The sequence below is a fragment of the Frigoribacterium sp. VKM Ac-2836 genome (assembly GCF_013248995.1).
In the GTDB taxonomy this organism is placed as follows: Bacteria; Actinomycetota; Actinomycetes; order Actinomycetales; family Microbacteriaceae; genus Frigoribacterium.
The window spans coordinates 367321-394057 of sequence record NZ_JABRPK010000002.1 but is presented as its reverse complement, the minus strand read 5'-3'; the positions used below and the strand labels follow the sequence as shown (position 1 = coordinate 394057).

Genomic DNA, 26737 nt, shown 5'->3' with positions numbered 1-26737 from the left:
GTGTCCAGAACGTGGCGCGATGCGACGGACACGGCGCGATGCGGAAGACGAAGCGCGACGGACGCGGCGGCCGGTGGCCGGAGGCCGGCAGCGGACGAGGAGGCGCGGTGCCCGACCGCGCGCACCGCGCCTCCTGGCCGTCGACGGCGCGCACCGGCCCGCCCGGGGTTCACAGCAGGCCGGTCAGCACCCCGCCGTCGGCTCGCAGCGCGGCGCCGTTCGTCGCCGACGCCAGGGGGCTCGCGAGGTAGGCGACGAGCGGGGCGATCTCGTCGGGGTCGATGAAGCGCTGCAGCAGGGACGTCCCTCGCCGGGCGACCAGCGCCTCCTTCAGCTGCTCGACGGGGACGCCCTGGGCGTCCGCCACGGCGGCGACCGCGGTGGCGACGCCGTCGGACCAGGTCGGGCCGCCGAGGACGGTGTTGACCGTGACGCCCGTGCCACGCGTAAGTTTGGCCAGCCCGGCGCCGAGCGCGATCGTCGCCGCCTTGGTGACGCCGTAGGGAAGCATGTCGCCCGGCACGTCGACCCCCGACTCGCTGCCGACGAAGACGATGCGACCCCTGCCGCGCTCGATCATGCCGCCGAGCAGGTGCCTCGACAGGCGGACGCCGCTCATGAGGTTGACGTCGAGGTAGCGCGCCCAGACGTCGTCGCCCGCCGAGGTGAACTCGTCCAGGCCGAAGAGGCCCACGTTGTTCACCAGGACGTCGACGCCGCCGCGGTCGTCGAGCGCGGCGAGCAGGCGGGTCGTGTCGGCGGGGACGGCGAGGTCGGCGGGGACGCCCTCGACGGACGCACCCGGGTGGGCCGCCCGCAGGGCCTCGACGGTGGAGGCGACCCTGGCCTCGTCCCGGCCGTTCACGATCACCGCCGCCCCCTCGGCGGCGAGCCGGGCGGCGACGGCCCGGCCGATGCCCTGGGTCGAGCCGGTGACGAGGGCGGTCGTGCCGTCGAGTCGAAGGTCCATGGTCTCTCCTGTTGCTGTTGCCCTGGCTGTCGCCCGCCGAATGCTGACTTGCTCAGGCAAGTCAATCTAGGCCCGGACGCTTGCCTGGGCAAGTCGCCGCCCGGTAGGGCGTGCCGTAGCCTCGAGGCGTGCCGACGCCTCCCCCGCCCCGCATCCTGACGAACGAGCAACTCGACGTCTGGGCGGCGGTCGCGACCCTGCTCGAGCGGCTGCCCGCCGCCCTCGACGCCCAACTGCTGCGCGACAACGGGGTCACGCACTTCGAGCACGGCCTGATGACCGCGCTCGACGGCGCCCCGGGGCGGACCCTCCGCCTCAGCACCCTCGCCGGCTACGCGAGTTGCACTCTCTCGCGGTTGTCCCGTGCCGTGACGCGGCTCGAGGGCAAGGGCTGGGTGCGTCGCCTCGTCGACTCGTCCGACGGCCGGTTCACCCTGGCCGTGCTGACCGACGACGGCCACGAGCAGGTCGAGCAGGCGACCCCGGGGCACCAGGCCCTCGTCGGCCGACTCGTCTTCGACAGCCTGACCGCGGCCCAGGCACGACAGCTCGGCGCCACCGCCCGACGCGTCGCCGAGGCCGTCGACCCCACGCCCGTCTGGCGTCCGACCGACGACGGCGGCCGGTGACGGGCGCGCCGGGGCGGATCCATCCCTTCGGACGACGCAGGAGGCGCGGCGCCCTCGTCCCCACGGCCACCGTCCGCCGCCGACCGGCCAGACCTCGCCACGACGCCTTGTCGCCCCGCGTCGGCGCCTCCTAACGTCAGCCGTGGTCGAGAGGCGACGGACCCCGTCACCCGGACCGACCTTCCCAACGAGGAGAACGACATGAACGACAGGAACGTCATCCACGACACGGCCCGGAGGACCCGGGACGGCGCCGATCGCGCCGACACCCCCCGCCGCTCGACCGGTTCCGCCTTCCGACGCGTGACGGCGACCGCCGCGGTCGCCTGCGCCCTGGCGGGCTCGATCGCCGGGCTCGGAGCACTCGGCGCCCTCGCGGCACCGGGCAGTTCCCCCGCCGCCCAGGCGGCAGCGGAGCCCACGACGTCGACGGCGCCGAAGGTCACGTACACCGCAGCCGACCTGGCGGCCTTCGCCGCCTCGCCCTACGCCGACGACGCGCTCAACCTCGCGGTCGTCTGGGGGCTCGACACGACGACGGCGAAGGGCAAGGCCGGAGCCGCGCTGACGGCCGGCACCGCCCTCCCCTATGAGGCAGGTGCGGCCACGACGACGGCCTACACGGACGAGCAGCGTCGTGCCGCCTTCTTCGCCTCGGGCACCGACGCGACGTACGTCGACGACTTCACGCAGGCCCTCGGACTCGCCGTCGCCTGGGGCAGCGACGACGTCTCGACGGCCAAGGCGAAGGTCGGCGGCCTGTTGCTCGCCCACGAGCAGGTGCCCGCCGCACCGACGTCGTACACCGACGACCAGGACGCCCGGGCCTTCGCCCTGGTCGGCTACGGGGACGACCAGGCGGCGCAGCTCGCGGGCCTGTGGCAGAGCGACACCCGGTCCGCCGTGGTGCGCGCCGGAGCCGCCCTGCTGGCCGGGGACGACCTGCCCCTCTGATCCCCGCACCGCCGTCGGGCGGTCCCACCGGGCCGCCCGACGACTGCCGCCTGCACCCACCCCCTGACGGAAGCCCCATGACGACCCTCCACTCCCGCATCGGCTTCGAGGTCGAGCTGATGGCCCCGCGCGGGTCGAGCCGGCGCACGCTGGCCGATCGTCTCGCGGACGACCACGACGGTCACGTCACGCGTTTCTTCCACACCGACTCCGAGCCGTCGCTCGTGCCGGGCATGGGCCACTTCTGGCACCTGACGCCGGGCTACGCCGTCTCGGACTGCCTCGGGAGGCCCGTCGCCGAGCTCGTCGACGACGTCACGCTCGTCGACGACCTCCGCCGCGACCACGAGGAGGCGCGGGTCGGGCCGTCGCCGGACACGCGCCCCGCCGACGCGGACCGGTCCGACGGCCATCCGTACCGGGTGCTCTCCGACGATCCGCGCCTCCTGCGCCTCGTGGCCCGGCACTCGTCCCCGGACGCACCCTTCGACCACGCCCTCGACGAGGCGGCCGCGCTCTTCGGCAGCACGGTCGAGACGGTCGGCGCCGTGCGACGCCTGCGCGACGGTGCCGGCTCGAGCATCGCCCTGGCCTCGGCGCTGGCGGCAGGACGCGAGCGACCGTGCGAGATCGTCACGCCGCCGGTCGTCGCCGACCACGAGGCCACCCTCGAGCGACTGCTCGGACCGGCTCGACAGCTCGGCTTCACGGTGCCGGTCGAGGCGGCCGTGCACCTGCACGTCGACGGCGCGCCGTTCCGGTCAGTCACCGCCTTCGCCAACCTCGTGCGCCTGTTCTCGTGGTGGCGCGACCCGCTGCGTGCCGTGCTTGCGACGAATCCCGCGTGCACGCGTCTCGCGCCGCTGCCGTCCGCCGTGGTCGAACTCGTCGACCGGGCGGACCGTGGGGACGGCGGGCGGGCCCGAGACTGGTCGCAGCTGCAGGCGGACGCCGCAGGCACCGGGCTGACGAAGTACGCCGACGTCAACCTGACCGCCCTGGTGACCGACCGCCCCGTGCGCGACACGATCGAGATCCGCATCCTGCCGGGCACCCTCGACGCCGCCGAGCTCACCGAGAGTGCGGGCCTGGTCGAGCGCCTGCTGGCCCGGTGCCTCGAGACGGAGCCCGTGCCCCGTCCGACGAGCTCCGACGCGCGCGCGGCCGCGGCCGGACTGCTCGACCTCGCCCGGTCCGGCGACCCGGCCCGATTGGTCCTTTCGGCCGAGGCGACGTCGGCGGGGCGGCGTTAGCGTGGAGGCCGTGCAGACGAACGGGACCGCCACGACCCGCGCGGGCGGGCGTCGACTCGCCTGGCCGTCGCCGGCGGCGAGTGGGTGGGGGCGAACCCGACTGGTCGTGCTCACGCTGGTCGGGGGCGCCTACTTCGCCGGACTCGCCGTCGCCCTGCAGCTCGAGTGGTACCCGCAGGCACTTCCCGGGTACCTCTACGTCGGCGTCGTGGCGCTCGTCGCGTGCGCGACCCTCGACCGGTGGCCCGTCGAGACGCTGGTCGTCGTCACCGTCTTCACTGCGTACACGACCCTCGCGCCCCTCCCCCCGGCGCTGTACGGCCTCTACCTCGGGCCGCCCGAGGCGCTCGTGCCGCTCGCCGTCGTCGTCTTCCTGACCATCTCGGGACGTGGACCGGTCATCGCCGCCGGGGCCACCTTCGTCACCCTCTCCGTGCTCGTCGTCCTGCCGTGGCGCGACGTCGCCGCGGCCGGCGTCCAGGGGGTGCCGCTCACGCAGGTGCTGCTGTCGGACGCGGGGCAGGACCGTTCCGTCGTGCTCGGCCGGCTCCTGGCCTGCGGCATCCTGCTGACGGTCGCCGTCCTGCTCCGGCGTCAGCGCGAGGCCACGACCGAGCTCGCAAGGACGAATCGCGAGTTGCTGGTGCTGCGGGCAGCCGAGGTCGCACGCATCTCGGAGCACGAACGCACCCGCATCGCCCGGGACGTGCACGACGAGGTCGGCCATCACGTCGCCGCCCTGGTCATCCGGGCGCAGGCCGCCCTCCGGGTCGCCGAGGACCACCCCGAGCAGCTGGCCCCGGCCATGCGGGACATCGCCGTCAGCGGGCAGGACGTCCTGGGACGCATCCGCGGTGTGCTGCGCGTGCTTCGGGCGGCACCCGCTGGGGCCGCCGGCACGACCTCGGTCGTCGACGAACTGGCGCTGATGACCGGCCGCCTGACGTCGCTCGGCTACGAGGTCGACGGCGCGGTGCACCTCGGCGACGACCTGCCGGCCGAGCGTCGCGCCACGGTCCTGGCCGTGGTGCGCGAGGGGCTGACGAACGCGATGCTGCACTCGTCGGCGCATCGGGTCCACGTCACGGTCGACGACACGTCGGGCGCGACGGTCGTCACGGTGGCCGACCCCGGGCCCGCCCGCGAACGGTTCCCGGACGTGCCCCTGGGCGGGGCCGGCATCCCGTCCATGCACGATCGGGTCCGTGCGGCCGGCGGGACGCTGACCACGGGGCCGAGCGCCGACGGGACCGGTTGGCGGGTCCGCGCCGAACTGCCGGCCACGACTGCGGCGTCGGCGTCGAGCACAGGGCGGACGGCATGACGTTGCGGGTCCTGGTGGTCGACGACCAGGCGATCGCCCGCGCGGGGCTCGCGACGATGCTCGACGCCGAACCGGACGTCGACGTCGTCGGGCAGAGCGCCGACGGCGAGGACGCCGTCGCCGACGCGCTCGCCCTGCGACCCGACGTCGTCGTGATGGACATCCGGATGCCCCGGCTCGACGGCATCGCCGCCACCCGGCGCATCGTGCCGACGATCGGCTGCGCCGTGGTCCTCATCACGACCTTCGACGACGACGAGCACCTGTTCGACGGCATCGCCGCCGGCGCCTCGGGCTTCCTGCTCAAGGACTCCGGGCCCGACCTCATCGCCGCCGCGGTACGGTCGGCGGCCCGGGGCGACTCGCTGATCGACCCGGCCATGACGCGGGCCCTCATCGAGCAACGGGTCGCCCCGGCCCCCACGTCGCCGGACGCCGTGCGCCACCGGGCGGCCCTCGACTCGTTGAGCGACCGCGAGCGGGACGTGCTCGACGCCGTCGCGCGCGGCCTCAGCAACGTCGACATCGCCCGCGAGCTCTTCGTGAGCACGGCCACCGTGAAGAGCCACATCTCGAGCCTGCTGGCCAAGACCGACAGTCGCACGCGCGTCCAGGCGGCCGTCTTCGCGTTCCGTTCCGGCTTCGCGCGCACCGAGGGCGGCTGAGCCGATCCGTCAGAGCGCACGTTCGTCCGGTGCGGCCGCGGCGGCACACCAGGATTCGTGCACGGCACCACGACTAGTCATGGTGCGCTGCACGGAACGCGGCGCGGTGCAGGGCGGTGCGGTGCGGTGCGGTGCGGTGCGGTGCGGTGCAGGGCGGTGCGGTGCGGTGCGGTGCGGTGCAGGGCCGGGCAGGGCAGGGCCGTGCCGCTACCCGCGCACCAGCAACGGGAACACGAACACCGCGAAGAGGAAGAACGCCGCCATCACGCCGAACACGACGTAGGTGCCCCGGCCGACGACGCGCTGCCCGGCGGCCTCCCGGCGCTGCAGCACGCGGCGACGGTAGATCACCTGGACCACCACGAGCACGACGATCGCCAGGGCGAGGATCGAGATGACGACGGCTTCGATGGCACGGCTCCTTCGAGGGGCGGGCGAGCGGCGGACGGCACCGGCAGGCGGAGCCGGACGGCCCGCCCCAGCCTAACGGCCGGCCCCGGGAGCCCAGGAGGCGCGGGTCGCGACCCCGGGACCGCTCACGGTCCGTCGGCACTCGCGCCTCGTACCATGGCCGGGTGACGGACGACGCCCGACCGAGCGACCAACCGGTCGCGCGCGCCCGTCGCGGCGGAGCCGACGCCTGGCACCGCGCCTCCCGCCCTCGCCGCCTCGCGCTCGTGACCGTCGCCATCGCCGCCGCCGCGGCGCTCGTCACCACCGTCGGCCTGGTCGAGGCGCCGCGCTACTCGGCGGGCGCGGCGCTCGACGGTGTCGACGGCGACGACCTGCGGCACGAACCCGTGCCCGACTCGTGGACGCTCACGCCCGCCGACGTCGGCGTGCCGGCGGACCGAGGCCGCTGCCTGCTCTGGCAGGCCGAGCCCGCGGTGGGTCCCGATCGGCTGGGCGGTGACGTCCTCGTCAGCGCCAGCCGCGCCGAGGGCGACGCCGACACCGGCACGAGCTCGACCACCGACGTCGACGGCGACTGCCGCTTCGACGGCAGCTTCGGCGGCACCGCACCCACGGTCAGCCGGCTCGCGCGTGTCGACCCCGTCCGGGGCACCGTCCGCTGGTGGGTCGACCTGGGCACCGAACTCGACGCCGGCAGCGGATTCGTGCAGGTCTGGCCCACCGACGGTGCCACCGACACGGCCCTCGTCTCGACGCTGGGCTTCGGCAGCGACGGCTTCGCCTCGTCGTACGCCCGCCTCGACCTCGGCACCGGCGATCTGACCGGCGTGACCACCTCGCCGAACGGGCGCGCCCGCCTGACCGATGCCACCGCCTCCTGGGCCCTCGTCTCGAGCGACCCCCAGTTCTCGTACCAGGACTCCCGGGTCTACTACGACTCCGAACCCGGGACGGGTGAGTTCTCGCTCTTCGACACCGGCGACCTCGGCACCCCCGTGTGGACGGGCGAGACCACCGGCAGCCAGGACGAGGCCCTGACCCCCGACGGCCTGCTCCTGCTCGACGGCGGTGTCATCACCGCGGTCGACGGGCGCACCGGCGAGACCCGCGCCTGGGGGCCCGACCTGCCGACCGCCACGACCCTCGACGTCGACGGCGACCTCGTCCTGGTCGGTCTCGACCCGGCGATCCCGACCTCGACGGGTGACACCGACGGCACCGTCGTCGCACTCTCGCTCGACGGGCGCGAGCTCTGGCGGCACGGCTTCCGCCAGGACCGCGGCGTGCAGACGACACGCGACTGCGTCGTCTTCTCGACGACGCCGGGGGTGGTCTGCGTCGATCGCCGCACCGGAGCCGAGCTCTGGACGACGCCGCCCCGCGACCGCCGCCACGGGCTCGCCCGGGTGACGACCGACCCCGCCGGCGACCGGGGGTCGCTCGTCTTCGCGCAGACCTTCGAACCGGGAGGCGCGGCGGCGGTCTCGGGCGACCTCACGTCGGACGAAGCGGGTGAGCGCACCGTCCGCCTGCTCGACCCGGCGTCCGGCGACGAGGTGGCCCGGGCGGTGGTGCCGGGCGAGTCCCAGATCGCGGTCGTCGGCCGCACGACCGGCTACGCCACGACCGCCTCCGGTGGACGCACCTCGATGGTCACCGCCTTCGACCTGTCCGACGGCCACCGCCTCTGGCAACTCGGCGCCGATCGCGATCAGCTCGGTTTCTGGGGCGGCACGCTCGTCGCGAACCGCCCCGACGGGAGCGTGCAGCGTCTGGTCGACCGGGTCCGCGTCGTCGGCTGACGACCTGCACCTCCTGCCCTCGGCCTACCGCGCCCCGGCCCGACCAACCGACTGATACCACCCGACGAAGTCCACCAGGCGATTCCGCCAGGGGAGGGTAAAACTTCGTGAAAACTTATGTGGTCGCACCACGTCGCCTTGGGAACGCCGGCCCCGCGCCGTATGTGACGCCCGGGCCGCGTGAGGCGCTCGACGTTTTGATCAGAACACCCCTCGCAATCAGATCCGCGAGCACCCGCGATACTTGTCGATTGTCCAGATCGAACATGATCTTCAACATCCGGGCGTTGATCGTCGACGTCTCTCGAACGAGATCGATGACCTTTCGATCCGTCTGCTCCAGCGTCCGCCTCTTGTAGACAACGGCGGGACCGAGAAGCACCAAGGGGCGTTCCCGAAGTCGGTAGTTGGGTTCTCGATTGCTTGCCGTCTCGCGGGTGGGCTCGAGAATGCCGACATCGTCCCGCGCAAGCCTGGCCAGGACGGATTGAGCCTCTGCCGAGCTCGCCTTCTGCATGATCGGCTGCATCTCGGAGGCAGAGAGCGTGCGCTTGGTCAGAAGGTGCAGAAGAACGAGCATGGTGTCCGCGTCGTCAGCTTCGTGGCTGGGGAGGGTCGCGACGAAACTGGCCATGTTGGTGTTGGGGGCACCACCGACGAGAGAGACTTGGACGCTGTGGGTCGTCGCCAGGAACACGGGCGGTTGGTGGCCCAATCGGGTCATCTCCGCATACATGCGATCCACACCGGAACCCGCCGTCTCGGCCAGGTCCAACATCCTCAGAGCCTGTGCAAGCTGCGGATTCCGTGACCGCGACGAAGTCGTGAGGATGTTCGTCGGCGTGACGCCGCTGACCAGTGCGCCCGGCGAGGTCACGGAGAGCTGCGTCTGGGCATGCTCGATCGTCACGCGATCCTGAACTCGATAGTCCCTGTGCATGGCTGCATTCACGATGGCTTCTCGAACGGCGGCCTCCGGCAAGTCCGCCAGGTGAAGCTGCTGACCTTTTCCGACGGAGACAGGCGTGGTCTCGAGACGAGCTGAGATGAGGTCGAATACTCGCTCGACGGCGACCACGAGGGGGCCATCGAGCTGCTCGTTCGCAGAGAGTCGACCGGCAGGCGTCCTCCGGAATGAGTACGACATGAGTGCTGCTCCACCGGGCGGGCCGACGAACAGCAAGACCCCGGCATTCGTCAGGTACCCCTTGGAATCGACGACCCCCAGGCGCCTGAGCAGGGCGAGCTCGTCGAGGTCAGCCAGTCGCCTCTTAGAAGGGTCCACTGCACGCGAGGCCATGCGACGCGCCACAGCGATGGCCTGCGGATCGGCGGCTGAGGGCGCGACGCTCGTGCCCACCGCTGACCAGTCCACTCCACTACGTTCGTCGACTATCGCGGCGATCCGCCGCGTGTCCATGGGCCAACATGACTCCCCGACCCTCTCGGTCGGCAGTTTGCTCTTCACCGAATGAACGGCCACGCCTTGCGGAACCCGGATGACCAGCACAGAGCCGGCCGCGTGTTGCAGCTCGAAGACATCGACCATCAGGGCGGGGGTCGTGATCTCGTAGATGCGGGACCGGGTCTTCACCGGGTCGAGGTCGTGACCCACGAACGCCTCTGGGCCAGCCCCGTCGTCTCTGACCCCTACCAGGACGTAGCCCCCCTCAGCGTTTGCAAAACATGCAGCAGCTTCAGCCAGATTGTCGAGTGTGTCCGAGAGCGATCGTCCCTGCACCTTGAAATCCACGTGTTGGTTCTCGACGCTGTTGGCGACTGCACCGGCCGCGACCTTGTCGAGAGCTTGGATCGCAATCTCCATTATTTACCTCCAGTTTTCACGTGAGTGAAATGCCAGGGTAAGTGAAAACTTTCGAAAAACCACATGCGGATCTTAGGCTCTCGCTTAAACCGACCCGCGCCTCCTGCGGTGACCCGCGCCTCCTGCGCTCGGCCCTACCGCGACCCGGCGCTCAGGACGTACGCCATCGCGTAGGCCCGCGAGTTGCCGTCGCCGATGCCCGACTCGGGCAGGTCGGCGAGCGCCGTCAGGGCCGCCGCGGCCTGGTCGGGCCCCTGCAGCGCCGAGTACATCAGCACGTAGTCGCCCAGGGGCCCGTCGGGGCCCGAGGCGCCGGCCTCGTCGACCACCCGGGCGATCTGCTCGGCCCCGCCCGCCGCCGACGACGTCAGGTACGAGACCGAGGTCGGGTCGAGCGGGATCAGCTGGATGCCAGCGATGGCCGACGGCTCGGCCGAGAACCAGGTGCCGTAGTCGCGCTTGCCACCCCAGGTCAGCGACACGATCTCGTGGTCGTACCCGGCGAACTGCGGGGCGCTCAGGTCGGGGGACAGCATGTAGGCCAGGGCCGACGAGGCCTCGCTGCTCAGCATCCACGACGCCTGGTCGGCCAGCGCGTCGTCACCCGACGCCTTCGCCCAGAGCGACAGGCCGGCGTAGGCGTTGACCGCCTCGGACGACGACTCCTGGTTGTTGCCGTCGGCGAACGGCGAGTAGCCCGAGGCCCAGCTGTGCGACCAGTACGGGTCGAACGCCCGCTGATCGGGGAACGCCTGGTTGTGGGCACCCGAGGCGATGTCGGCCGCGAGCAGGTCCATGACCGGCCGCCAGCGCTCGGCCAGCTCGGGGTCGTCGGCCGCGACCACGCCGGCGGCGTACAGGAAGTAGCCGTAGTGGAAGTGGTGGTCGTTGAACTCGTCCGAGCCGAACGAGGCCACCTTGCCGACGACGCCCTTCACCGCGGGGTCGTACACGAAGCACTCCTGGTCGCGCACCTCGCAGCCCGAGGGGTCGGTCCAGGTGTCGAGCCGGTCGACGAGAGAGGTGCGCAGGGTGTCGGCCGACGCGTCGTCGCCGAGCTGCTCGGCGAGCTGCAGCAGCATGGCCGAACGGTAGAGCGCCTTGCCGCCGAAGTAGGTGTCGGCCGCGGGCGCCTCCGTGGCGGCGACGTCGGCGACGACCTGGTCGCCGAGCCGATCCTTCTCGTCGTCGCTCAGGCCCGAGAGGTCGAGGTCCGCGGAGGCCGCGGTGACCGGCGCGTCGAACGACAACGCCGTTCCGATCGACAGCGGAGCGCTGCCGTACACGGTCGTGTAGCTCAGCCCGGTGCCGCCGTCGGTGGCCGAGTCGCCCATGTGGGGTGCCGACACGAGCAGGGTGTCTCCCCCGGCGGCCGTCTCGTACCCGAGCTCGGTGGTCGACACGGCCGTCGAACCGGACCCGGAGGCGCGGTGCGCGGTGGTCACCGACGCCAGCGGCGAGGCGGCCGCGTCGAGCACCGTCCGCACCTGGTCATCGGTGGCGCCGTCGGGCACCGGCACGAGCACGACCGAGCCGCCCTGGTCGAGCCGGACGGCCGTGCCGTCGAGGCTCCCGCCCGTGACGGCGACGCCCCACGTGGTGCTGCCGACGGAGAGCGTGCCCCGGCCGTCGCTCACGGCCTCCACGGCGGCACCGAGAGTGTCGGTCTGCGCGGTCGCGGCCGTGTACGACACGAGAGGCGATCCTTCGGCGACGGTCGTGTGGCCGAGCACCGTGCCGCCGTCGAGGTGGGCGACGGTCACCGAGACCTTGTCGTAGGAGCTGACCTCGGTGGCCGTCGCGCCGACGTCGAGGGTGACGTCCGACCGGGCGGGGGCGACGACGGCCTTCTCCGAGGCCACCGGTGCGGGCAGGCCCGCGGCGAGACCGTCGGCGGTCAGCTGGAACGAGATCGGGAACGGGAAGACCGGCATCGGCTCGTCGCCGAAGACGAGTCCCGAGAACCAGGTGTTGGTCGGGGGGACGAGTCCGTCGGCGAGGCGCATGGTCGGCGCGGCGCCGACCGACTCCTGGGGCAGGGCGGCGACCAGCGGGTCGACCTGCGAGGCCGGGAACACGTCGCCCGCGGCGTCGGGGCGGCCCGTGGTGTCGGAGTCACCGTCCGTCGCCGAGCCGCCGGTGCAGCCGGCCAGCACGAGCACGCCGGCCGTGCCGAGGGCGGCACCGGCGACGAGCCGCCGGAGGGTCAGGAGGCGCGGGGCGGGTCGGGTGCCGACCCGCGCCTCCTGGGGGTGACGGGCCGACCCGGAACCGATCGGGGATCCCGAACGATCCCGTCGGTCGGGCCGACCCGCCGTCTTTCTCGCTGCGCCGTGGATCGTCAGACCCCGATCTGGCGCAGGAAGTCCTGCATGGTGTCCACCGGTCCGGCGAGGATGCCGTCGTCACGGAGGTGCATGGTCGCCTCGACCGGTGTGCCGCTCGCGACCAGGCCGTTGTAGGCCCCCTCGCTCAGCCCGTCGCTGACGACGCGGACGGTGGCCGCGGCCGCGCCGTCCTTGGTCTCGACGCTGACCAGGTCGACGCTGCCCTCGACGACCTGCTGGTTCGGCAGCATGACGTCGACGATCGCGCCGTCCTGGATGCGCTCGTAGTCACGGGGCGTGAGCGTGAAGTCGGCGTCCACGAAGAGCGTGTCGGCCTTCTCGATGGTCGCGACGGTCGTACCCGAACCGAGGAACCCACCCTCACGGACGTCGAGCTGCGACAGCGTGCCGTCGACCGTGGCCATGAAGGTGATCGTGCCGTCGTCGGCCACCGTGTAGGCGTCCGTGTCGGGGACGACCACGTCGTCCGCGAGGTCCTTCTGCAGCGAGGGGCTCTGCAGCGAGAAGAGGACGTCGCCCTTCGAGACCCGGTCGCCGACCTCGGCGTCGGTGGACGTCACCGTGCCGCTGTAGTCCGTTCCGACCGAGAAGTCCTGGCTCGCGATGGCCGCGCTGGTGCTGATGACCTGCGCCTGTCGCTGCGTGAAGATGACGGTGAAGACGGCCACGAGGGCGATCACCACGAGGATGCCCACGGTCATCTTGATCCTGTTTCCCCAGGTCATGAGACCACCTTCTCTCGGTCGTTCGTGTCGTGTCGGTCGGTTCGGGGGGTCGCGTCGTCGTGGAGCGTCGCATCGGTGTGGCGGCCGTCCACGACCGCCAGCTCGGCCTCGAGCAGGTGACGTCGTTCGTTGTCTCGGCGCCGTTGCTCGACGCGTTGCTCGACCGACAGTTCGAGGAACTCGTCGTGGCTGCGGGGCAGGGGGCGAGCGACCTGGGTCCGCAGCGCCTGGGTGGCGACGGGACCGGTCGTCACGGGCCCGGCCATGGTCGTGCGAGCGCTCGAGCCCGAGCGGGAGGCACGCTTGATCGCCTTGGCCTCACGCAGGGCCGCCAGCAGGAACGCGGACAGCACGGCGGTGTTGATGAGGTTCCAGACCGTGGCGAGGGTGAGCACGCGGTTGTCCCAGTCGCGCCAGATCGCCACGAGCGAGGTGAGCGACAGGAAGAGCCAGAACAGCACCTGGGGCCCGAGCACGTTGAACGGGCTCGCCGCCTTGCCTCCTCCGGTGACGTGCCACGCGGTGTCCTTGCCGCTCAGGACGTTCCAGAGGGCCTTGACGTAGATCGGGAACGAGACGGAGGCGAGCATGAGCACCTCCCAGCGGAACGATCCGAGGGTGAAGAAGGCCAGCGCGATCTGCAGCAGGTAGAAGCCCGAGTAGAAGAGCAGCCACTGCAGCACCGAGATGTGCAGGTTCATCGGGCGCAGGTCGAAGAAGATCTCCATCGGCGGCACCATGATCAGCAGCAACGGGGCGATGCCGGTGAGGTAGTGGGTCGCCGTCAACGTGTACTGGAAGCGCTGGTCCATCGTCAGGGTGCGGCGGGGGCTCAGCGGGTTGTGCCGGAAGAGGATCTCGAAGCCGCCGGTCGCCCAGCGCAGCTGCTGTTTGCTGTACGCCTCGATGGTCTCGGGGGCGTCGCCGATGGCGAGGGTCATCGGGATGTAGATCGACCGCCAGCCGGCCTCGTGCAGGAACAGGCTCGTCCAGACGTCCTCGGACTTCGAGTCGGTGTCGATGCCGCCGACCTCGTCGATCGCCGCACGCCGGAAGATCACGTTGGTGCCGACGCAGAACGCCGCGTTGAACCGGTTGCGACCGGGCTGGATGTAGCGGTAGAAGACGGCCTGCATGTAGCCGGCACCCCGGCTGACGATGCTGACCAGGTTGCCGTACGACTGCGGGGTCTGCACGAAGGCGACCTTCTCGTCGATGAAGAAGGGCACGGTCTCGTGCAGGAACATCGGCTTGGGCACGAAGTCCGCGTCGAAGATGGCGAAGTAGTCGCCCTTGGCCACCGACAGGGCGTAGTTGACGTTGCCGGCCTTGGCGCCGTTGCTGGTCAACCGGCGGATGTACCGGGCACCGAGCGTCGCGGCGAGTTCCTTGACCTCGTCGCTGCGACCGTCGTCCAGCACCCAGGTGCGGTGCGCGCCCTGCAACGCGACGGCGGCCTGTACCGTCATCGCGATCTTCGAGAGCTCCTCGCCGTAGACCGTCACGAAGACGTCCACGACCACGGTCTTGCCGTCGACGACGATCGGCCACAGGTGCGGCTGGTCGCGGACGCCGAGCCGGTCGATGGCGTCCTCGTCGTAGAGCGTGTCCTGCGTCGAGTGGAAGTCGAAGTCGCGGGGGTTCTGGCCGCCCGAGAGGATCGTCCACATGGCCAGCAGGGCCTGCAGCACCAGGACGGCCTCGGCGATGATCACCGCGACGTAGGGCAGCAGGTCGCCGCGGTTCGCGGGGTTCAACAAGAACTGGCCGTAGAGCAGGATGCCCATGGTGCAGGCGAGCACGAGCAACACCATGAACGGCGAGTGGGCACGCCCCTCGGTGCGCGAGACGACCGAGGCGTGATGGTCGCTCGTCAGGCGTGTCGAGGGGCGTGCGCGCGGCCCGCGCGCCTCGTCGTCCTGTGCCAGGCGCCTCAGTTCGCTGCGCGAGCGAGGTGCCACGTCCAGGGCGGGTCCGGTGCCGGGTGCACCGGTGTCGGGTCGGATTTCGGCGTCGCTGTCGCGGACGCGCATGGTTCGGGACATGCGGGTTCTCTCCGGGTTCGGGTCTGAGAGACGACCGGACGCCGGCGGCGGCAAGAACCACCGTCGGACGTCCGGAGGGGCGTCGGCGACAGCGGCGACTTCGAGGTGACGCACCGGGGTGAACGGCGGTCGGGTGGGAGCCAGGGACTCCCGATTCGGGTCCGGCGACTGCGAGCGGTTCGGGCCACTCGATCGACGGGCTGGTCTCCGGTGTGGGCCTTTCGGGGGACCGTTCCGGGGACGTGACGAAACAGTACAGGGTCGATCGAGCCTCTTCGCGACACCCGTTCGGGGGGTACGCCCCCTCGAACGGGTCACAGCCCGCCTGGACAGCGGGTAGGTGACACCCGTTGCCGGCTGACGCTCACCCGTCTCACCCCGTCCGGGGGGCACGTCGACGCGTCCGACCCTCGGGCGCATCCGGGGGCTCGGGCGCGTCCGGGGCTCAGGCGGTGAGGTCGGCCAGCCACCCGGCCAGGAACTCGGCGCCGGCCTCGTCGTGGATCGCGCCCGTGGCGCTCGTCAGGACCGGGTACGGCGTCGCGGGAACGCCGTCGGCGGGTCGGACGTCCACGTGGGCGACCGTGTGGCCCTGCGCGTGCAGCCAGTCCGCCATGGCGTAGTCGCTCCGCGAGTCGCCCACCGTGCGCCAGGCGAGCGGGGGCTCGCCGTCGGCCGCCAGCAGTTCGAGAGCCCGCTCGGCTCCCAGGTCTTTACCGAGCCGCACCGACTCGATGTCGGTCGAGATGATCGTCGGGTCGACCCGCCACTGCACGTCGCCGGACGCGTCGGGCCGGACGTCGTCGAGACGGCGCACGCCGAACCCGCGGCGGACCAGCGCCTTCATCGCCTTCTCGTCGAGGTCTCGCTGCCGGGCGAGGTACGTCGACGACTCGACACTCGTGAGCTGCTCGATCGAGACCATGGCGTGCTTGGTCGTGTCGTAGAAGACCAGGTCCGAGAACTCGTCGGCGACGAGCGCCTGCATCTCGGTGCCGAAGTCGGCGGGCATCGCGAGCGTCGAGTCGACCTCGATCGGGCCGATGCCGTCGGCGCCGTGCTCGGGACCGATCGTGAACCAGACGGCGCCCTTCTCGCAGACGCCGTGCACGCGGGACCCCGCGGGCAGTCCGGCGGCGAGCAGCGGGCGGACGACCTCGTCGCGGATGAACGCGTCCGACCGCCCGGTGTTGAACACGATCGGGACGCCGAGAGCGGCGAGCGCGACGAGGTCACGGGTGATCCCGGGCAGCGCGATGCTGCGGGTCACGGGGCTGGCGATCGGGCCGTCGACGTCGAGCAGCAGGCCGAGGCGGGGTGCGGTGGAGGAGGTCACGGGTCCATCCTCGCAGCAGGGGGACGCAGGAGGCGCGGGCCGGCCTGCTCGGTCGGCCCGCGCCTCCTGTGCCTCGCGTCGCCGACTACGGCGACGTCGGGAGCGACGGAATCGTCTGCACGAACTCGGCGAAGGCCGAGATGAAGACCGAGAACGCGACGACGATCGTGATCAGGTACACGGCGACGAAGAGCCAGAGCGGGGCGAGGCCGCCGCCGGTGCGGCGCTTCACGACGACCGAGCGTCCGATGACGTAGACGACCGTGAGGAAGGCCCAGGGCCACGGGAACGGCTTGACGATCCCCCGTGCGACCAGGGCCCGGTGGTCGAGCCAGGCGAAGACGACCGTGAGCGCGTAGACGAGCAGGCCGATGCCCATGTAGGCCAGGTAGCCCGGGGTGAACGGCGACTGGTAGACGCCCGGAGTGATCGTGGCGGTGCGCTCGAGGTAGTCCGGGATGTCCCAGAAGGCCAGACCGATCAGCTGCACGAGGGGTAGCAGGACGAGCACCCAGATGAACGGGGTCGAGGTGCTGACGCCGGGGTTGGTGCCCTTGAGCGGGTCGGAGTACCCGCCGGGGCCGGGGTAGGGCTGCTGCTGGTGCGGCTGCTGCTGATAGGGCTGCTGCTGGTGCGGCTGCTGCGGGTTCTGGGGGTTCTGGGGGTTCTGGGGGTTCTGCCAGGGCTGCTGGCCGGGGGCGTCGCTCACGGTGGCTCCGTCGTCGTCGTGGGTGGGCAGGTCGGTTCGTGGTCGCGCGTCGTGCGGCTCTCCGGCAGCGTAGTGCGGCGGCTCGCCCGGACGCCCGATCGCGATTCCGTCGGTGGACGGACCTGTGAGGGCACCCCGGGTGGGAGGATGGTCGGAACCCCTCGACAGGAGAACACCCGTGGCGTCGCTCCCCCCATCCGTCATCACCGCACTCGAGGCCTTCGCCGCGCCCGATCGCAAGCAGTCCGTGCACGACCTCGCCGTCGACCCGGCCGGGCCCGAAGAGCAGGCCCTCGCCGACCTGACCGGCTCGGTCGAGTGGGTCGACATGGCCGTCGCCCACCCGCTCGGCCCCGATCGCAGCGACCCCGAGGGCATGCGTCGACTGCTGCAGGCCATGGGCGCCGAAGGCCGTTGCGCCGTCCTGTCGGCCTCGGGTTCCGAGGACGACCGCGACCTCGGTGGCGCGCTCGACGGGGTGCTGCACCAAGAAGGCGGGGCGCTCGTCGTCTGCCGCCCGGGCCCGCTGGCGTTGCTCATCACCGGTGGCGGCGAGCACTGGCTGCTCAGCGACCGCGACATCCCCCAGCTGACCGGCCCGATCGGCATCGTCACGCCGTAAGGGCTGCCCCCTCTCGCGCTGATCCGGTACGTACCGGATCAGCGAATCCGACACCCGGCCCCTCGATTCCCGACGATCCGACAGGTACCGGATCAGCGAATCCGACACCCGGCCCCTCGATTCCCGACGATCCGACAGGTACCGGATCAGCCGCCGGCAAGGACCACCACCCGGGCATCAGCCTCGGCGGACCGGGTCGCCCGTCGTCACCTGCCAGATCGCGACCCCGTGCAGGCCCTTCGACGCGGCCAGGTCGGCTCGGGCCGTGATCGAGCGGCCGTCCGACCACCAGAGGGTCGATCCGTCGTCGGGCGACGCGGTGTACTCGGCCTGCTCGGCGTCCCACGAACCCGTGGACCGCGCCCCGGTGCGAGCCTCGGCGACCGACACCGCGCCTCCTGCGGTGCCCTCACCCGTCCAGCGGTAGCCGTACCCCGCCACGCCGAGGTCGAGGCGGTCGGCCGGGACGAGTTCGAGCGCCGAGGCGAGCACCTCGCCGACCCACGGCAGGCCGCCGACGGGCCCGGGTTCGCTGAAGCCGGTGCCGTGCTGGTCGTAGGCCATCAGCACGAAACGGTCGACCGAGTCGGACAGGGCGGCGAGGTCGTAGCCGAGGTCGTCGTACCCCGCCGGGTCGGTGCTGGGCTGGACGGCCATCGAGATCGTGGCATCGTCGGGCAGGGCGTCGCGCAGCTCGGCGGCGAAGTCGACCAGCCCTGCGGAGTCCGCGGCCGAGAGCGACTCGAAGTCGATCTGGACGCCGTCCCAGCCGCCGTTGACGACCTCTCCGGTGAGGCCCGACACGACGAACTCGCGGTTGGCCCGGCTCGACAGCAGCTGTGACGCGAGCTCGCCGCTGAACCCGTCCTGATCGGCGTTGACGACGAGCAGCTCGGCCTTCTTGCCGGCCGACTGGGCGGCCTCGCGCAGGGCGTTGGCGGACTCGTCGCTCGGGGCGACGCCGCCCCCTCCGGTCGTGATCGCGACACCCGAGACGCCGATGGTGTCGATCGCGGCCTCGCTGCGGTCGAACGCGTCGACGGCGGCCGTGGTCGTGTCGGGCGAGGCGATGGCGTACCCCTCGACGGCGAGCCCGGCGGGGATCTTCGCCTGCGGGGCCACCGTCGGATTGATCCCGTCGGCCGAGCACGAGGTGAGCGTGACGGCGAGCGAGGCGGCGAGCAGCAGGGCGGCGGTGCCGGCGGTCAGGGTGCGCACCGTGCCATCTTCGCCGATCCGGCGCGGCGATGCGGGGCGTGCTTGGCTCGTCGCATGGCAGACGACGAACGACAGCGGACCTGGGACGAGTTCCACGACGACGTGAACATGACGGCCTCGACCCTGCGCGACTGGCTCGACACCGACGAGTCGCGCGACGTCGGGCAGAAGGACGGCGGCGAGTCCGTCGGGCACGAGAGCGGTCGGCACATCGTGCGCATCCTCGAGAAGAAGAAGGCCGACCTGACCGACGCCGACTGGCAGCACATGGAGAAGGTGCACGGCTACGTGGCCCGTCACTCGAAACAGCGCCCCTCGGGCGACGTCACCGACACCAAGTGGCGGTGGTCGCTCATGAACTGGGGGCACGACCCGCTGGCCTGACGGGCAGACTGGGCCGATGAAGACCGCACTCGTCACCGGCGGCTCGCGGGGCATCGGCCTCGCCGTCGTCCGCGACCTCGCCCGTACGCACCACGTGATCGTCCACGGCCGGGACGAGGAGGCGCTGCGAGCGATCACCGTCGACCTCCCGTCCGCGACGGCGTGGGCCGCCGACCTCTCCGGACCGGCCCTGACGGTACCGCCGCTCGACGAACTCGACGTGTTGGTGCACGCGGCCGGCGTGATCGGCGGCCGCGCCATCGCCGACACCGAGCGCGACGACTGGCGGCGGGTCTTCGAGGTCAACGTGTTCGCCGTGGCCGAGGTCACCCGTCAGCTCCTGCCCGCCCTGCGGTCGGCCCAGGGCACGGTCGTGTCGATCAACAGCGGCTCGGGGTTCACGGCCGGACCGAACGGCAGCACCTACGCGGCGAGCAAGTTCGCCCTGCGGGCGCTGACCGACGCCCTGCGCGAAGAGGAACGCCCCCACGGCGTCCGGGTCAGCTCGGTGCACCCGGGCCGCGTCGACACCGACATGCAGCACGAGCTGGTCACGGCCGAGGGCGGCACGTACGACGCGTCGCTCTACCTCGAGCCCGAGTCGGTCGCCGACGCCGTGCGGCTCGTGGTGGACCTTCCCCACGGGGCGACCGCCGAGGTCGTGTCGGTGCGCCCCACCCGCCGCGCCTGACCCGCGCCGCCTGACCCGACGCCGAGTCGCACCACGGAATGAACGTCGCACCGTCTCTTTCGGCGGTGCGACGTTCAGCCGGTGGTGCGACCCACGAGCCGGCTCAGCTGTAGTCGTGGCCCGAGACGCCGAGGGAGCGGTAGACGTACTCGCCGCCCTCGCTGGCGTCGTCGTCGAGCTCCCACATGAGGTCCTCGCCGTCGGAGGCTCCGGGGCGGGTGACGCTCTTCTGCGGAAGGCCGTCGATCAGGTCGAGCTCTTCGGTGGTGGTCTCGTCGTGTCCGACGAAGCGGGCGGTGTAGGTCTGGTCGCTCATGCCCGCACGCTACGCCGCCCTCCTCCGGGCACGGCCGGGGCCGACCCGCTACCGTGCACGGCATGAGCGCGAAGAAGGCCCCCGAACCGGCGACCCTGTTGATCCTCGGCGCGAGCGGGGACCTCGCCGCGCGCCTCCTGATGCCCGGCCTGGGCGGGCTGCTGGCGCTCGAGCCGACGCGTCGCGTGCAGCTGATCGGCGCCGGCGTCGAGGAGTACACCGACGCCGAGTGGAAGAAGCGCGTGAAGACGTCTTTCGACAGCGTCCACGCGAGCGGCCCCGCGGTCGACGCCCTACTCGAGTCGACCACGTACATCACGGCCGACGTGACCGGGGTCGACGGACTCCGCAGCCTGGTCGAGGCCTGTGACGCGCCTCCGTCGATCTATTTCGCCCTGCCCCCCGCCATCACCGAGAAGGCCTGTGCCGCGCTGAGGAAGGTCGACCTGCCCGAGGGCACGTCCCTCGCGCTAGAGAAGCCGTTCGGTACCGACCTCGCCAGCGCGAAGAAGCTCAACCACGAGGTGCTGAAGCTGGTGCACGAGGACCAGGTGCACCGCGTCGACCACTTCCTCGGCCGGTCGACCGTGCTCAACCTGCTCGGTCTGCGCTTCGCGAACCGCCTGATCGAGCCCATGCTCAACAACCAGCACGTCGAGAGCATCGAGATCGTCTACGACGAAGAGCTCGGCCTCGAGAACCGCGCCCGCTACTACGACCACGCCGGTGCCATGGTCGACATGATCCAGAGCCACCTGCTGCAGGTCATGGCCGTGCTGACGATGAACGCCCCCGCGACGCTCGGCCCCGCCGACCTGCGCGACGAGAAGGAGCTCGTGCTGCGCGCCACCCACGTCTGGGACGACGACGCCGTCGCGAACACGCGTCGCGCCCGGTACGGCACGGGCAAGGTCGACGGCCGCACCCTGCCCGCCTACGTCGACGAGGACGGCGTCGACCCGTCGCTCGAGACCGAGACCCTGGCCGAGGTCGTCGTCGAGGTGGCCAACTGGCGGTGGGCGGGCGTGCCGATCCTGCTGCGGTCGGGCAAGGCCCTGGCATCGCGTCGCCGCGAGATCGTCATCACCTTCCGCCCGCCGACCCACGTCCCGAAGGAGTTCGTCGGCGGCGGCACCCCCGACCGCCTGCGCATCGCGATCTCGCCCGACGAGATGTCGCTCGAACTGAACGTCAACGGGCCGGGCGACTCGTACGACCTGTCGCGCGCCTCCCTGCACGCCGACTTCGGTGCGGCCGACCTGACGGCCTACGGCGAGGTGCTCGAGGGCATCCTCGACGACGACCCGACGCTGTCGGTGCGCGGCGACTCCGCCGAGGAGGGTTGGCGCATCGTCGCGCCCGTCGTCGAGGCCTGGAAGGCCGGTGACGTGGCCATCGACGAGTACCCGGCGGGGTCGGCCGGGCCCGAGTCGTGGCCGGCGGGCGTGCACCAGAACGAACCCGCCGTTCGGGCCCGCGAGGGCGCGAAACTGGCGCACCGCGAGGACTGAGCCGGGCGGCCGTCTCACGGCTGCCGAGCCGAGCGCAGGAGGCGCGGTGCCGGCTGGCGGTCAGCCGAGGCTGACGAAGGTGCTCACGTCGTCGCGCGGCAACACGTCGGCGACGGCTCCGACCTGCATTCCCGCGACCGTGACCCGGCCGCCGTGGCTCGACAGGAACGCGGTGTCGGAGGCGTCCCGGCCGGTCGCGATGCGCAGCAGCGTCTGGCGGGGAGCCAGCCCGGTGGCGTCGACCACGTGCCAGGCGCCGTCGACGTAGGCCTCGGCCACCGCGTGGAAGTCCATCGGTGACAGACCCGGGGCGTAGACGCTGACCAGCCGCGCGGGCACGTCCAGCCCGCGCAGCAGGGCGATCACCAGGTGGGCGTAGTCGCGGCAGACGCCCTGCCGGTCGAGCAGGGTCTGCACGGCGCCGTCGGTCGGGGCGCTGGCCCCGGGAACGTAGGCGAGGTGAGATCCGACCCACGTCGCGACCGCGGCCAGCAGCTCGCGCCCCTCGAGCCCGCCGAACTCGGCGCGGGCGGTGGGGCTGAGGGTGTCGGACTCGCAGTAGCGGCTCGGACGGCGGTACCGCACGAGGTCGAGCTCGTCGACGCCGGGCTCGTCGAGGCGACCGTCGACGACGACCCGGTAGTCCACGGTGACCCGACCGGCCCCGACGTCGCACAGGTGGAGGAGGGTGCCGTGGTGGTCGTGCAGCTCGCGGACCTCGAGGGGCGAGCCGTGCTGGGTGACGGCCAGCGCCTCCTCGGTGATGCGGGCCGTGCCCGCACGGTCAGCGGCGCCGGTGGCGCCGGGCGTGCCGGGGGCCGCGGCGGCGTGGTCGCGCGAGACGGCGATCGACAGGACGAACTCTGCGGGGCCGTCGACGTCGAACTCGAGCCGGGCGGACGCGGTGCGCTTCATGACGAGAGGGTGGCACGTTCATGGGTCGGGCAAGTTTCGGGGTGTGCCGTGAAGGCGCTGCGACCCTGCTGGGACCACGGCGTGACGTCGGTGGTGCCGGGTTGGATGAGCCCATGCCCTCGTACCGCGTCACGCTCACCGTCGGCACCCTGCGACCCGGGGTGCGACCCGACGCCGTCCTGCCGGCGGCCGCGGCGAGTGCCGCAGAGCTGACCACGGTCGAGGCGAGCGACATCACGCTCGTGCGGGGCGAACCCCGACTGGTGGTGCGGTACGAATGCGCCGCCGACGAGCCCGCGCACCGCATCGGAGCCGTGGTCGAGGCCACCGTGGGCGAACTGGCCGACGTCGTGCAGGGCCGGGTCACGCGACGCGACGGCGGGGCGTGGACGCTGGTCGGCGCGGTCTGAGGCAGGCGCGCCGAGGTCGATGATCGACGGCGCCGCGGCGCCACCAGGGAGTGCAGGGCACCGCACTCGCACCGGATGTCGTGAAGACGGTTGTCCACAGGTCGATGTCTGGCATTGTGCAGATCACATATCGGTGCTTTCCTGGGTGGGTCGAGCACGTGCTCGCCCCTCCGGAAAGGCACCCCATGAAGTTCCTCACCCCTCTCGCCACCGGCGCTCTCGCTTTCGCTCTGCTGGTGACCGGCACCACCGCGGCGAACGCAGAGACCCTGTCCGTTCCTGGGTCGACGGTCGTCGAGTCCGGCTCGGTGGCGGTTCAGTCCGGCACGCGAGAGACGAGCGCTAGCGTCCGCAGCCGAGGCTTCGTTGTCGAGTCGTCCTGGACCTACGGCACGAAGCCTCGCCTGTACTCGAACTATTTCCACCGCAGCAGGTGGCACAGGTCCTCGGTGAAGACGGCCGCCGGCCGCATCACGCAGAGCAGGAACACGCCCCCGGGCCAGTGGTCGTACGCCTACGGCACTGCCACCCCGAACCGAGTGGATTACGCGTACTACCGCATCACGAGTTGAGCTGCGTGGCGCGTCCCACGCCGCGTGACGCGCCACCGCTCCCGCCACCGCCACCGCCACCGCCACCGCCACCACTCGACCTCCCCGTCAGGAATCCTCGATGCACGTGATCCTCCGGACCTCCCTCGTTCTCGTGTCGATGGTCTCGGTCGTGGCCGCCCACCTCATCGCCGAGAGGACCGAAGAGCTGTTTCCCCTGTCGGCTCCCGCCCAGATCCACATCACGTCGGGCCCAGGCGGCCAGAACGAACCTGCGGCCGTGGTCGCTGACTTCGAGGGCAACGACCTGGCCGCAGCCCTCGTGACCTTCGATGCGACCCCGGACGGCGTCCGACGCCTCGTCGTCCTCTCCCCTGGTTTCACGGGCCAGCCCGGTGCGCCCGACGCCCTGACACCGGGTGGGCACGGTGACGACTTCGGCACCCGTCTCGCGTCGACGCAGATCCGCGTCCTCGAGGCCGGCGTCGACACGGTCTACGGCCAGTGGACCGTCTTCGGTTCCGACGGCGACATCGAACGCTCCGCTGACGACCTCCGCCGTGACGGATTCACGGCGGAGGTCGTGTGGAACGATGCAGCAGCGACGGCCGCGCAAGCCGTCACGGTGGTCCCGCCCCTCCTCGTGCTCGCCGTCGCCGCCTTCCTGTTCGCGACGTCGGCGGCAGCCTGGTCTCTGACCGCCGACTCACGACGCGCTCGTCGCGTCCACGGGCTTTCCCGCTGCGTGGTGTCGGGCGGCGACCTCGCGAAGACGGCGACGTTCGTCGTGGCCCTGTGGGCGACGACCTGGCTCGGCTGGCTGGCGACGGCCACCCTCGCGTGGGGCTCCCGTCAGACCATCGGCCCGACCGGTCTCCTCGTGGCGCAGATCACGGCGCTGTCGGGAGGGACCATGATCGCGATCACCACGCTCGCGGCCCTCGTGACCCACGGCGGGTCACGACCGGCGATGCGGCCGCGCGACCGCCGCGCGAGGACGATCCTCGGGGTGGCCGCGGGCGCCGCCCTCCTGGCCATCGGGGCATCCATGCTCACTGCGACGGAGGCACTGGCGGAAGCTGACGCCGGCCTCCTCGCCGCCACGGCGAAGCACGACTCCTGGCGCGACCGATCGGCCCGGATCATCTCCTTGCGGGCGACGGAGCAGTCCGTCGTGGACCGCGAGGCACCCGGCTGGTCCCGCTTCGTCGCCAGCGAGGAGGCGACCGGCCACCTCCTGCTGGACTACCTCGAACCCGGATGCCTGGGCCTCTCGTTGCCGGTCGACTGCGTGGTGGTCACCAGCACCTACCTGCAGCAGGCGGCATCGCAGGCAACGAGCGGGGTCGACGAATTCCTCGACGACACCGACGACCGGGTGCGGGTCTTCGTGCCCCTCGGTCTGGCACCCGAGGCCAGGGCTCTCGAGTCCAGCGTCAAAGATCTCGTGGCATTCCAACGCGAGGTCGAGACGCGATTCACCTGCCCCGACGCCGATTGCTTCGCCGGGGTCCCCGTCGCAGCCGTGACCGTCCAGACGTATCGCTCCCCTCTCGAACTTCCCCTCCTGACGGCCTATCCGCGGACGGATACCGGCGAGGACGTACTCGTCGATCCCGTCGTGGTCGTCATCCCCTCGGGCCGGCGAGTCCTCAGCGTGGACTATCACCTGGCGGCCATGAGCACGGGCGACGAGTTGTACATCGGATCGCACGACGAGCTCGACAGAGCGCTCGAGGAACACGGCATCCGCGATCTCGTGTTCGCCCACACGGAGGTCCGGGACGAGACCGGTTCGCTCGTGCCGCAATGGCGCGCCTGGAAAGACCAGTCTCTCCTCACGCTGTGGCTCTGCTCCCTGCTGGCTGCGGCGATGGTCCTTCTCCTCGTCTGGGCGTCCGTCCGCTCCCGTGCCCGCTCTCTGTCCGTCCAACGCATCCACGGCCTCGGCCCGTTCCGTCGTCACGGCCGGATGATGATCCTCATCGCTGCGCTCGGTGCCGCCGGGCCGTTCGCCTCTCTCCTGAGCACCCAGCAGATGACCACGCCCGAGATCGTCATGGCACGAGCGATCACCGCCGGCCTGGCACTCGCCGCAGCTTTCGTCCTCTTGGCCTGGCCGACGGCCCTCTGGTGTGAGGGTCGCTCGCGGGGCACAGCCTCGTCGACCGGCAGGAGAGCCGGTCGGCGCCCGACCGAAGGAGACAACCATGGTGCGTCCTGATGCCCCCTCCACGACCCCTGGCCCGCCGTCATCCGGCAGTCCGCGTTCGCCTCTGGTCGTCACGAATCTGTCGAAGGCCCGTTCGGGGCGAGAGCTCTGGAAAGACGTCACCGTGACGTTCGACGCGGGGACCACGACGTCGATCGTGGGCCCCAGCGGGGTGGGGAAGTCCACCTTCCTGCAGTGCCTGGGGCTGCTCGAGACAACGACGTCGGGGTCGATCGCCTACGAGGGCTCAGAACTCAGCCGTGCGCGAGGTCGGGCACGACGACGTCTGCATCGCGACGTCGTCGGGTTCCTCTTCCAGGACTACGGCCTCGTCGACAGCTGGACCGTCGCCCAGAACCTCGACGTCGCCCTCACGGCCCAGAGGGTCCCGTCACGGGAGCGGGCCGGGCGACGATCCGCAGCCCTCCGACGAATTGACCTGGAGGGGGTGGAAGCGACGAAGGTGTCCCGGTTGAGTGGGGGTGAGCAACAGAGGGTCGCTCTGGCCCGCCTCGTCCTGCACGAGCCCCGGGTCGTCCTCGCCGACGAACCCACCGCGGCGCTCGACGACGCGAATGCCGAGACGGTCCTCGACGTGCTTCGCGAACTGGCCGACGACGGCGCCGTCGTCATCGTGGCAACCCACGACCTGCGGCTGGTCGCCGCGAGCGAACGAGTACTCGAGCTCGACGGCGCGACGGCCTTCGTCAGGCCGCGCGTAGGCTCCCGACATGGGGACGACGACGACGCGAACGCTGCTGACGACGACCGCTCGTGTGGGGGCGGCTGCCGTGACGACGGTCCTCGCCTTGGGAGTGCTGACGGCCTGCGGGGGTGACGACGACGACCCCGTGGTGACCGTCAGCCCGAGCGTCAGCCCGTCGTCGACGCCCGAGACCCCCAGCCCG

The 26737-nt window shown here is 71.6% G+C and carries 25 protein-coding genes; 14 read left to right on the top strand and 11 right to left on the bottom strand.

Going from position 1 to position 26737, the window contains the following annotated elements; all coding sequences use genetic code 11:
- Positions 1-169: 169 nt before the first annotated feature.
- Complete coding sequence (locus HRF36_RS08210) at positions 170-970, bottom strand: SDR family NAD(P)-dependent oxidoreductase (protein ID WP_173208814.1); 801 nt, start codon at positions 968-970, stop codon at positions 170-172.
- A gap of 128 nt (positions 971-1098) precedes the next feature.
- On the opposite strand from HRF36_RS08210, the gene HRF36_RS08205 reads away from it, so the two are divergent.
- The 5 genes from HRF36_RS08205 to HRF36_RS08185 all read left to right on the top strand — a co-directional run bounded on the left by HRF36_RS08205 (position 1099) and on the right by HRF36_RS08185 (position 5795).
- Entirely contained in the window at positions 1099-1599 is a 501-nt protein-coding gene (locus tag HRF36_RS08205; RefSeq protein WP_173208812.1) for a MarR family transcriptional regulator, read from the top strand.
- Between the two features lie 201 nt (positions 1600-1800).
- Positions 1801-2553 (top strand): hypothetical protein, encoded by a 753-nt coding sequence (locus HRF36_RS08200; protein ID WP_173208810.1) that lies wholly within the window; start codon positions 1801-1803, stop codon positions 2551-2553.
- Positions 2554-2630: 77 nt separating this feature from the next.
- Positions 2631-3806 (top strand): amidoligase family protein, encoded by a 1176-nt coding sequence (locus HRF36_RS08195; RefSeq protein ID WP_173208809.1) that lies wholly within the window; start codon positions 2631-2633, stop codon positions 3804-3806.
- A 10-nt stretch (positions 3807-3816) separates the two neighbouring features.
- Positions 3817-5130 (top strand): histidine kinase, encoded by a 1314-nt coding sequence (locus HRF36_RS16285; RefSeq protein ID WP_173208807.1) that lies wholly within the window; start codon positions 3817-3819, stop codon positions 5128-5130.
- On the top strand, positions 5127-5795 hold the full coding sequence (locus HRF36_RS08185) for a response regulator transcription factor (protein ID WP_173208805.1): 669 nt from the start codon (positions 5127-5129) through the stop codon (positions 5793-5795). Before HRF36_RS16285 ends, HRF36_RS08185 begins: the two co-directional genes overlap by 4 nt.
- Positions 5796-6002: 207 nt before the next feature.
- Here HRF36_RS08185 and HRF36_RS08180 read toward each other — a convergent pair whose 3' ends face one another.
- On the bottom strand, positions 6003-6158 hold the full coding sequence (locus tag HRF36_RS08180) for a hypothetical protein (protein ID WP_173208803.1): 156 nt from the start codon (positions 6156-6158) through the stop codon (positions 6003-6005).
- 212 nt (positions 6159-6370) lie between these two features.
- Between HRF36_RS08180 and HRF36_RS16280 the strand changes: the two genes are divergently transcribed.
- Complete coding sequence (locus HRF36_RS16280; protein ID WP_173208801.1) at positions 6371-8011, top strand: PQQ-binding-like beta-propeller repeat protein; 1641 nt, start codon at positions 6371-6373, stop codon at positions 8009-8011.
- Between the two features lie 115 nt (positions 8012-8126).
- Here HRF36_RS16280 and HRF36_RS08170 read toward each other — a convergent pair whose 3' ends face one another.
- From HRF36_RS08170 to HRF36_RS08145, 6 genes are all read right to left on the bottom strand, one after another.
- A complete protein-coding gene (locus tag HRF36_RS08170; RefSeq protein WP_173208799.1) occupies positions 8127-9836 on the bottom strand; it encodes an ATP-binding protein in 1710 nt (569 codons plus the stop codon).
- 134 nt (positions 9837-9970) lie between these two features.
- Positions 9971-11998: a glycosyl hydrolase gene (locus tag HRF36_RS08165; RefSeq protein ID WP_173208797.1), complete on the bottom strand. Its 2028-nt coding sequence runs from the start codon at positions 11996-11998 to the stop codon at positions 9971-9973.
- A gap of 179 nt (positions 11999-12177) precedes the next feature.
- Complete coding sequence (locus HRF36_RS08160) at positions 12178-12909, bottom strand: efflux RND transporter periplasmic adaptor subunit (protein ID WP_173208795.1); 732 nt, start codon at positions 12907-12909, stop codon at positions 12178-12180.
- Complete coding sequence (locus HRF36_RS08155) at positions 12906-14954, bottom strand: glycosyltransferase family 2 protein (protein WP_254281162.1); 2049 nt, start codon at positions 14952-14954, stop codon at positions 12906-12908. The genes HRF36_RS08160 and HRF36_RS08155 overlap by 4 nt, the downstream gene beginning before the upstream one ends.
- 445 nt (positions 14955-15399) lie before the next feature.
- A complete protein-coding gene (locus HRF36_RS08150; RefSeq protein ID WP_173208793.1) occupies positions 15400-16290 on the bottom strand; it encodes a hypothetical protein in 891 nt (296 codons plus the stop codon).
- 85 nt (positions 16291-16375) lie between these two features.
- Positions 16376-16999 carry a hypothetical protein gene (locus HRF36_RS08145; protein ID WP_173208792.1) on the bottom strand — a complete coding sequence of 208 codons (624 nt, stop codon included), beginning with the start codon at positions 16997-16999 and terminating at the stop codon, positions 16376-16378.
- Between the two features lie 178 nt (positions 17000-17177).
- On the opposite strand from HRF36_RS08145, the gene HRF36_RS08140 reads away from it, so the two are divergent.
- On the top strand, positions 17178-17621 hold the full coding sequence (locus HRF36_RS08140) for a hypothetical protein (RefSeq protein WP_173208790.1): 444 nt from the start codon (positions 17178-17180) through the stop codon (positions 17619-17621).
- 177 nt (positions 17622-17798) lie between these two features.
- Here the strand turns inward: HRF36_RS08140 and HRF36_RS08135 are convergent, their stop codons facing one another.
- Positions 17799-18839 carry a glycosyl hydrolase family 18 protein gene (locus HRF36_RS08135; RefSeq protein WP_173208788.1) on the bottom strand — a complete coding sequence of 347 codons (1041 nt, stop codon included), beginning with the start codon at positions 18837-18839 and terminating at the stop codon, positions 17799-17801.
- 54 nt (positions 18840-18893) lie between these two features.
- Here HRF36_RS08135 and HRF36_RS08130 point away from each other — a divergent pair, with 54 nt between their 5' ends.
- Positions 18894-19223, top strand: coding sequence for a DUF3140 domain-containing protein (locus HRF36_RS08130; protein WP_173208786.1), 330 nt, complete (start codon positions 18894-18896; stop codon positions 19221-19223).
- Between the two features lie 16 nt (positions 19224-19239).
- Positions 19240-19914 (top strand): SDR family oxidoreductase, encoded by a 675-nt coding sequence (locus HRF36_RS08125; protein WP_173208784.1) that lies wholly within the window; start codon positions 19240-19242, stop codon positions 19912-19914.
- 103 nt (positions 19915-20017) lie between these two features.
- On the opposite strand, the gene HRF36_RS08120 is transcribed toward HRF36_RS08125, so the two are convergent.
- Positions 20018-20230 (bottom strand): hypothetical protein, encoded by a 213-nt coding sequence (locus tag HRF36_RS08120; RefSeq protein WP_173208782.1) that lies wholly within the window; start codon positions 20228-20230, stop codon positions 20018-20020.
- Between the two features lie 62 nt (positions 20231-20292).
- Between HRF36_RS08120 and HRF36_RS08115 the strand changes: the two genes are divergently transcribed.
- Positions 20293-21741 (top strand): glucose-6-phosphate dehydrogenase, encoded by a 1449-nt coding sequence (locus tag HRF36_RS08115; protein WP_173208781.1) that lies wholly within the window; start codon positions 20293-20295, stop codon positions 21739-21741.
- 60 nt (positions 21742-21801) lie between these two features.
- Here HRF36_RS08115 and HRF36_RS08110 read toward each other — a convergent pair whose 3' ends face one another.
- Entirely contained in the window at positions 21802-22656 is an 855-nt protein-coding gene (locus HRF36_RS08110; protein ID WP_173208779.1) for a transglutaminase family protein, read from the bottom strand.
- A gap of 113 nt (positions 22657-22769) precedes the next feature.
- Here HRF36_RS08110 and HRF36_RS08105 point away from each other — a divergent pair, with 113 nt between their 5' ends.
- The 4 genes from HRF36_RS08105 to HRF36_RS08090 all read left to right on the top strand — a co-directional run bounded on the left by HRF36_RS08105 (position 22770) and on the right by HRF36_RS08090 (position 26667).
- A complete protein-coding gene (locus tag HRF36_RS08105) occupies positions 22770-23066 on the top strand; it encodes a hypothetical protein (RefSeq protein ID WP_173208777.1) in 297 nt (98 codons plus the stop codon).
- Between the two features lie 185 nt (positions 23067-23251).
- Positions 23252-23638 carry a lactococcin 972 family bacteriocin gene (locus HRF36_RS08100; RefSeq protein ID WP_173208775.1) on the top strand — a complete coding sequence of 129 codons (387 nt, stop codon included), beginning with the start codon at positions 23252-23254 and terminating at the stop codon, positions 23636-23638.
- Positions 23639-23738: 100 nt separating this feature from the next.
- Complete coding sequence (locus HRF36_RS08095) at positions 23739-25841, top strand: hypothetical protein (RefSeq protein ID WP_217271090.1); 2103 nt, start codon at positions 23739-23741, stop codon at positions 25839-25841.
- A 112-nt stretch (positions 25842-25953) separates the two neighbouring features.
- Positions 25954-26667, top strand: a complete 714-nt coding sequence (locus HRF36_RS08090; RefSeq protein WP_217271089.1) for an ATP-binding cassette domain-containing protein — start codon at positions 25954-25956, stop codon at positions 26665-26667.
- Positions 26668-26737 lie beyond the last annotated feature (70 nt).

Bases quoted from the DNA above. Each gene is read 5' to 3' on its own strand.
- HRF36_RS08210 (WP_173208814.1), bottom strand. From the start codon at position 970: ATGGACCTTCGACTCGACGGCACGACCGCCCTCGTCACCGGCTCGACC.
- HRF36_RS08200 (WP_173208810.1), top strand. From the start codon at position 1,801: ATGAACGACAGGAACGTCATCCACGACACGGCCCGGAGGACCCGGGAC.
- HRF36_RS08195 (WP_173208809.1), top strand. From the start codon at position 2,631: ATGACGACCCTCCACTCCCGCATCGGCTTCGAGGTCGAGCTGATGGCC.
- HRF36_RS08185 (WP_173208805.1), top strand. From the start codon at position 5,127: ATGACGTTGCGGGTCCTGGTGGTCGACGACCAGGCGATCGCCCGCGCG.
- HRF36_RS08170 (WP_173208799.1), bottom strand. From the start codon at position 9,836: ATGGAGATTGCGATCCAAGCTCTCGACAAGGTCGCGGCCGGTGCAGTC.
- HRF36_RS08160 (WP_173208795.1), bottom strand. From the start codon at position 12,909: ATGACCTGGGGAAACAGGATCAAGATGACCGTGGGCATCCTCGTGGTG.
- HRF36_RS08155 (WP_254281162.1), bottom strand. From the start codon at position 14,954: ATGTCCCGAACCATGCGCGTCCGCGACAGCGACGCCGAAATCCGACCC.
- HRF36_RS08130 (WP_173208786.1), top strand. From the start codon at position 18,894: ATGGCAGACGACGAACGACAGCGGACCTGGGACGAGTTCCACGACGAC.
- HRF36_RS08125 (WP_173208784.1), top strand. From the start codon at position 19,240: ATGAAGACCGCACTCGTCACCGGCGGCTCGCGGGGCATCGGCCTCGCC.
- HRF36_RS08120 (WP_173208782.1), bottom strand. From the start codon at position 20,230: ATGAGCGACCAGACCTACACCGCCCGCTTCGTCGGACACGACGAGACC.
- HRF36_RS08115 (WP_173208781.1), top strand. From the start codon at position 20,293: ATGAGCGCGAAGAAGGCCCCCGAACCGGCGACCCTGTTGATCCTCGGC.
- HRF36_RS08110 (WP_173208779.1), bottom strand. From the start codon at position 22,656: ATGAAGCGCACCGCGTCCGCCCGGCTCGAGTTCGACGTCGACGGCCCC.
- HRF36_RS08105 (WP_173208777.1), top strand. From the start codon at position 22,770: ATGCCCTCGTACCGCGTCACGCTCACCGTCGGCACCCTGCGACCCGGG.
- HRF36_RS08100 (WP_173208775.1), top strand. From the start codon at position 23,252: ATGAAGTTCCTCACCCCTCTCGCCACCGGCGCTCTCGCTTTCGCTCTG.
- HRF36_RS08095 (WP_217271090.1), top strand. From the start codon at position 23,739: ATGCACGTGATCCTCCGGACCTCCCTCGTTCTCGTGTCGATGGTCTCG.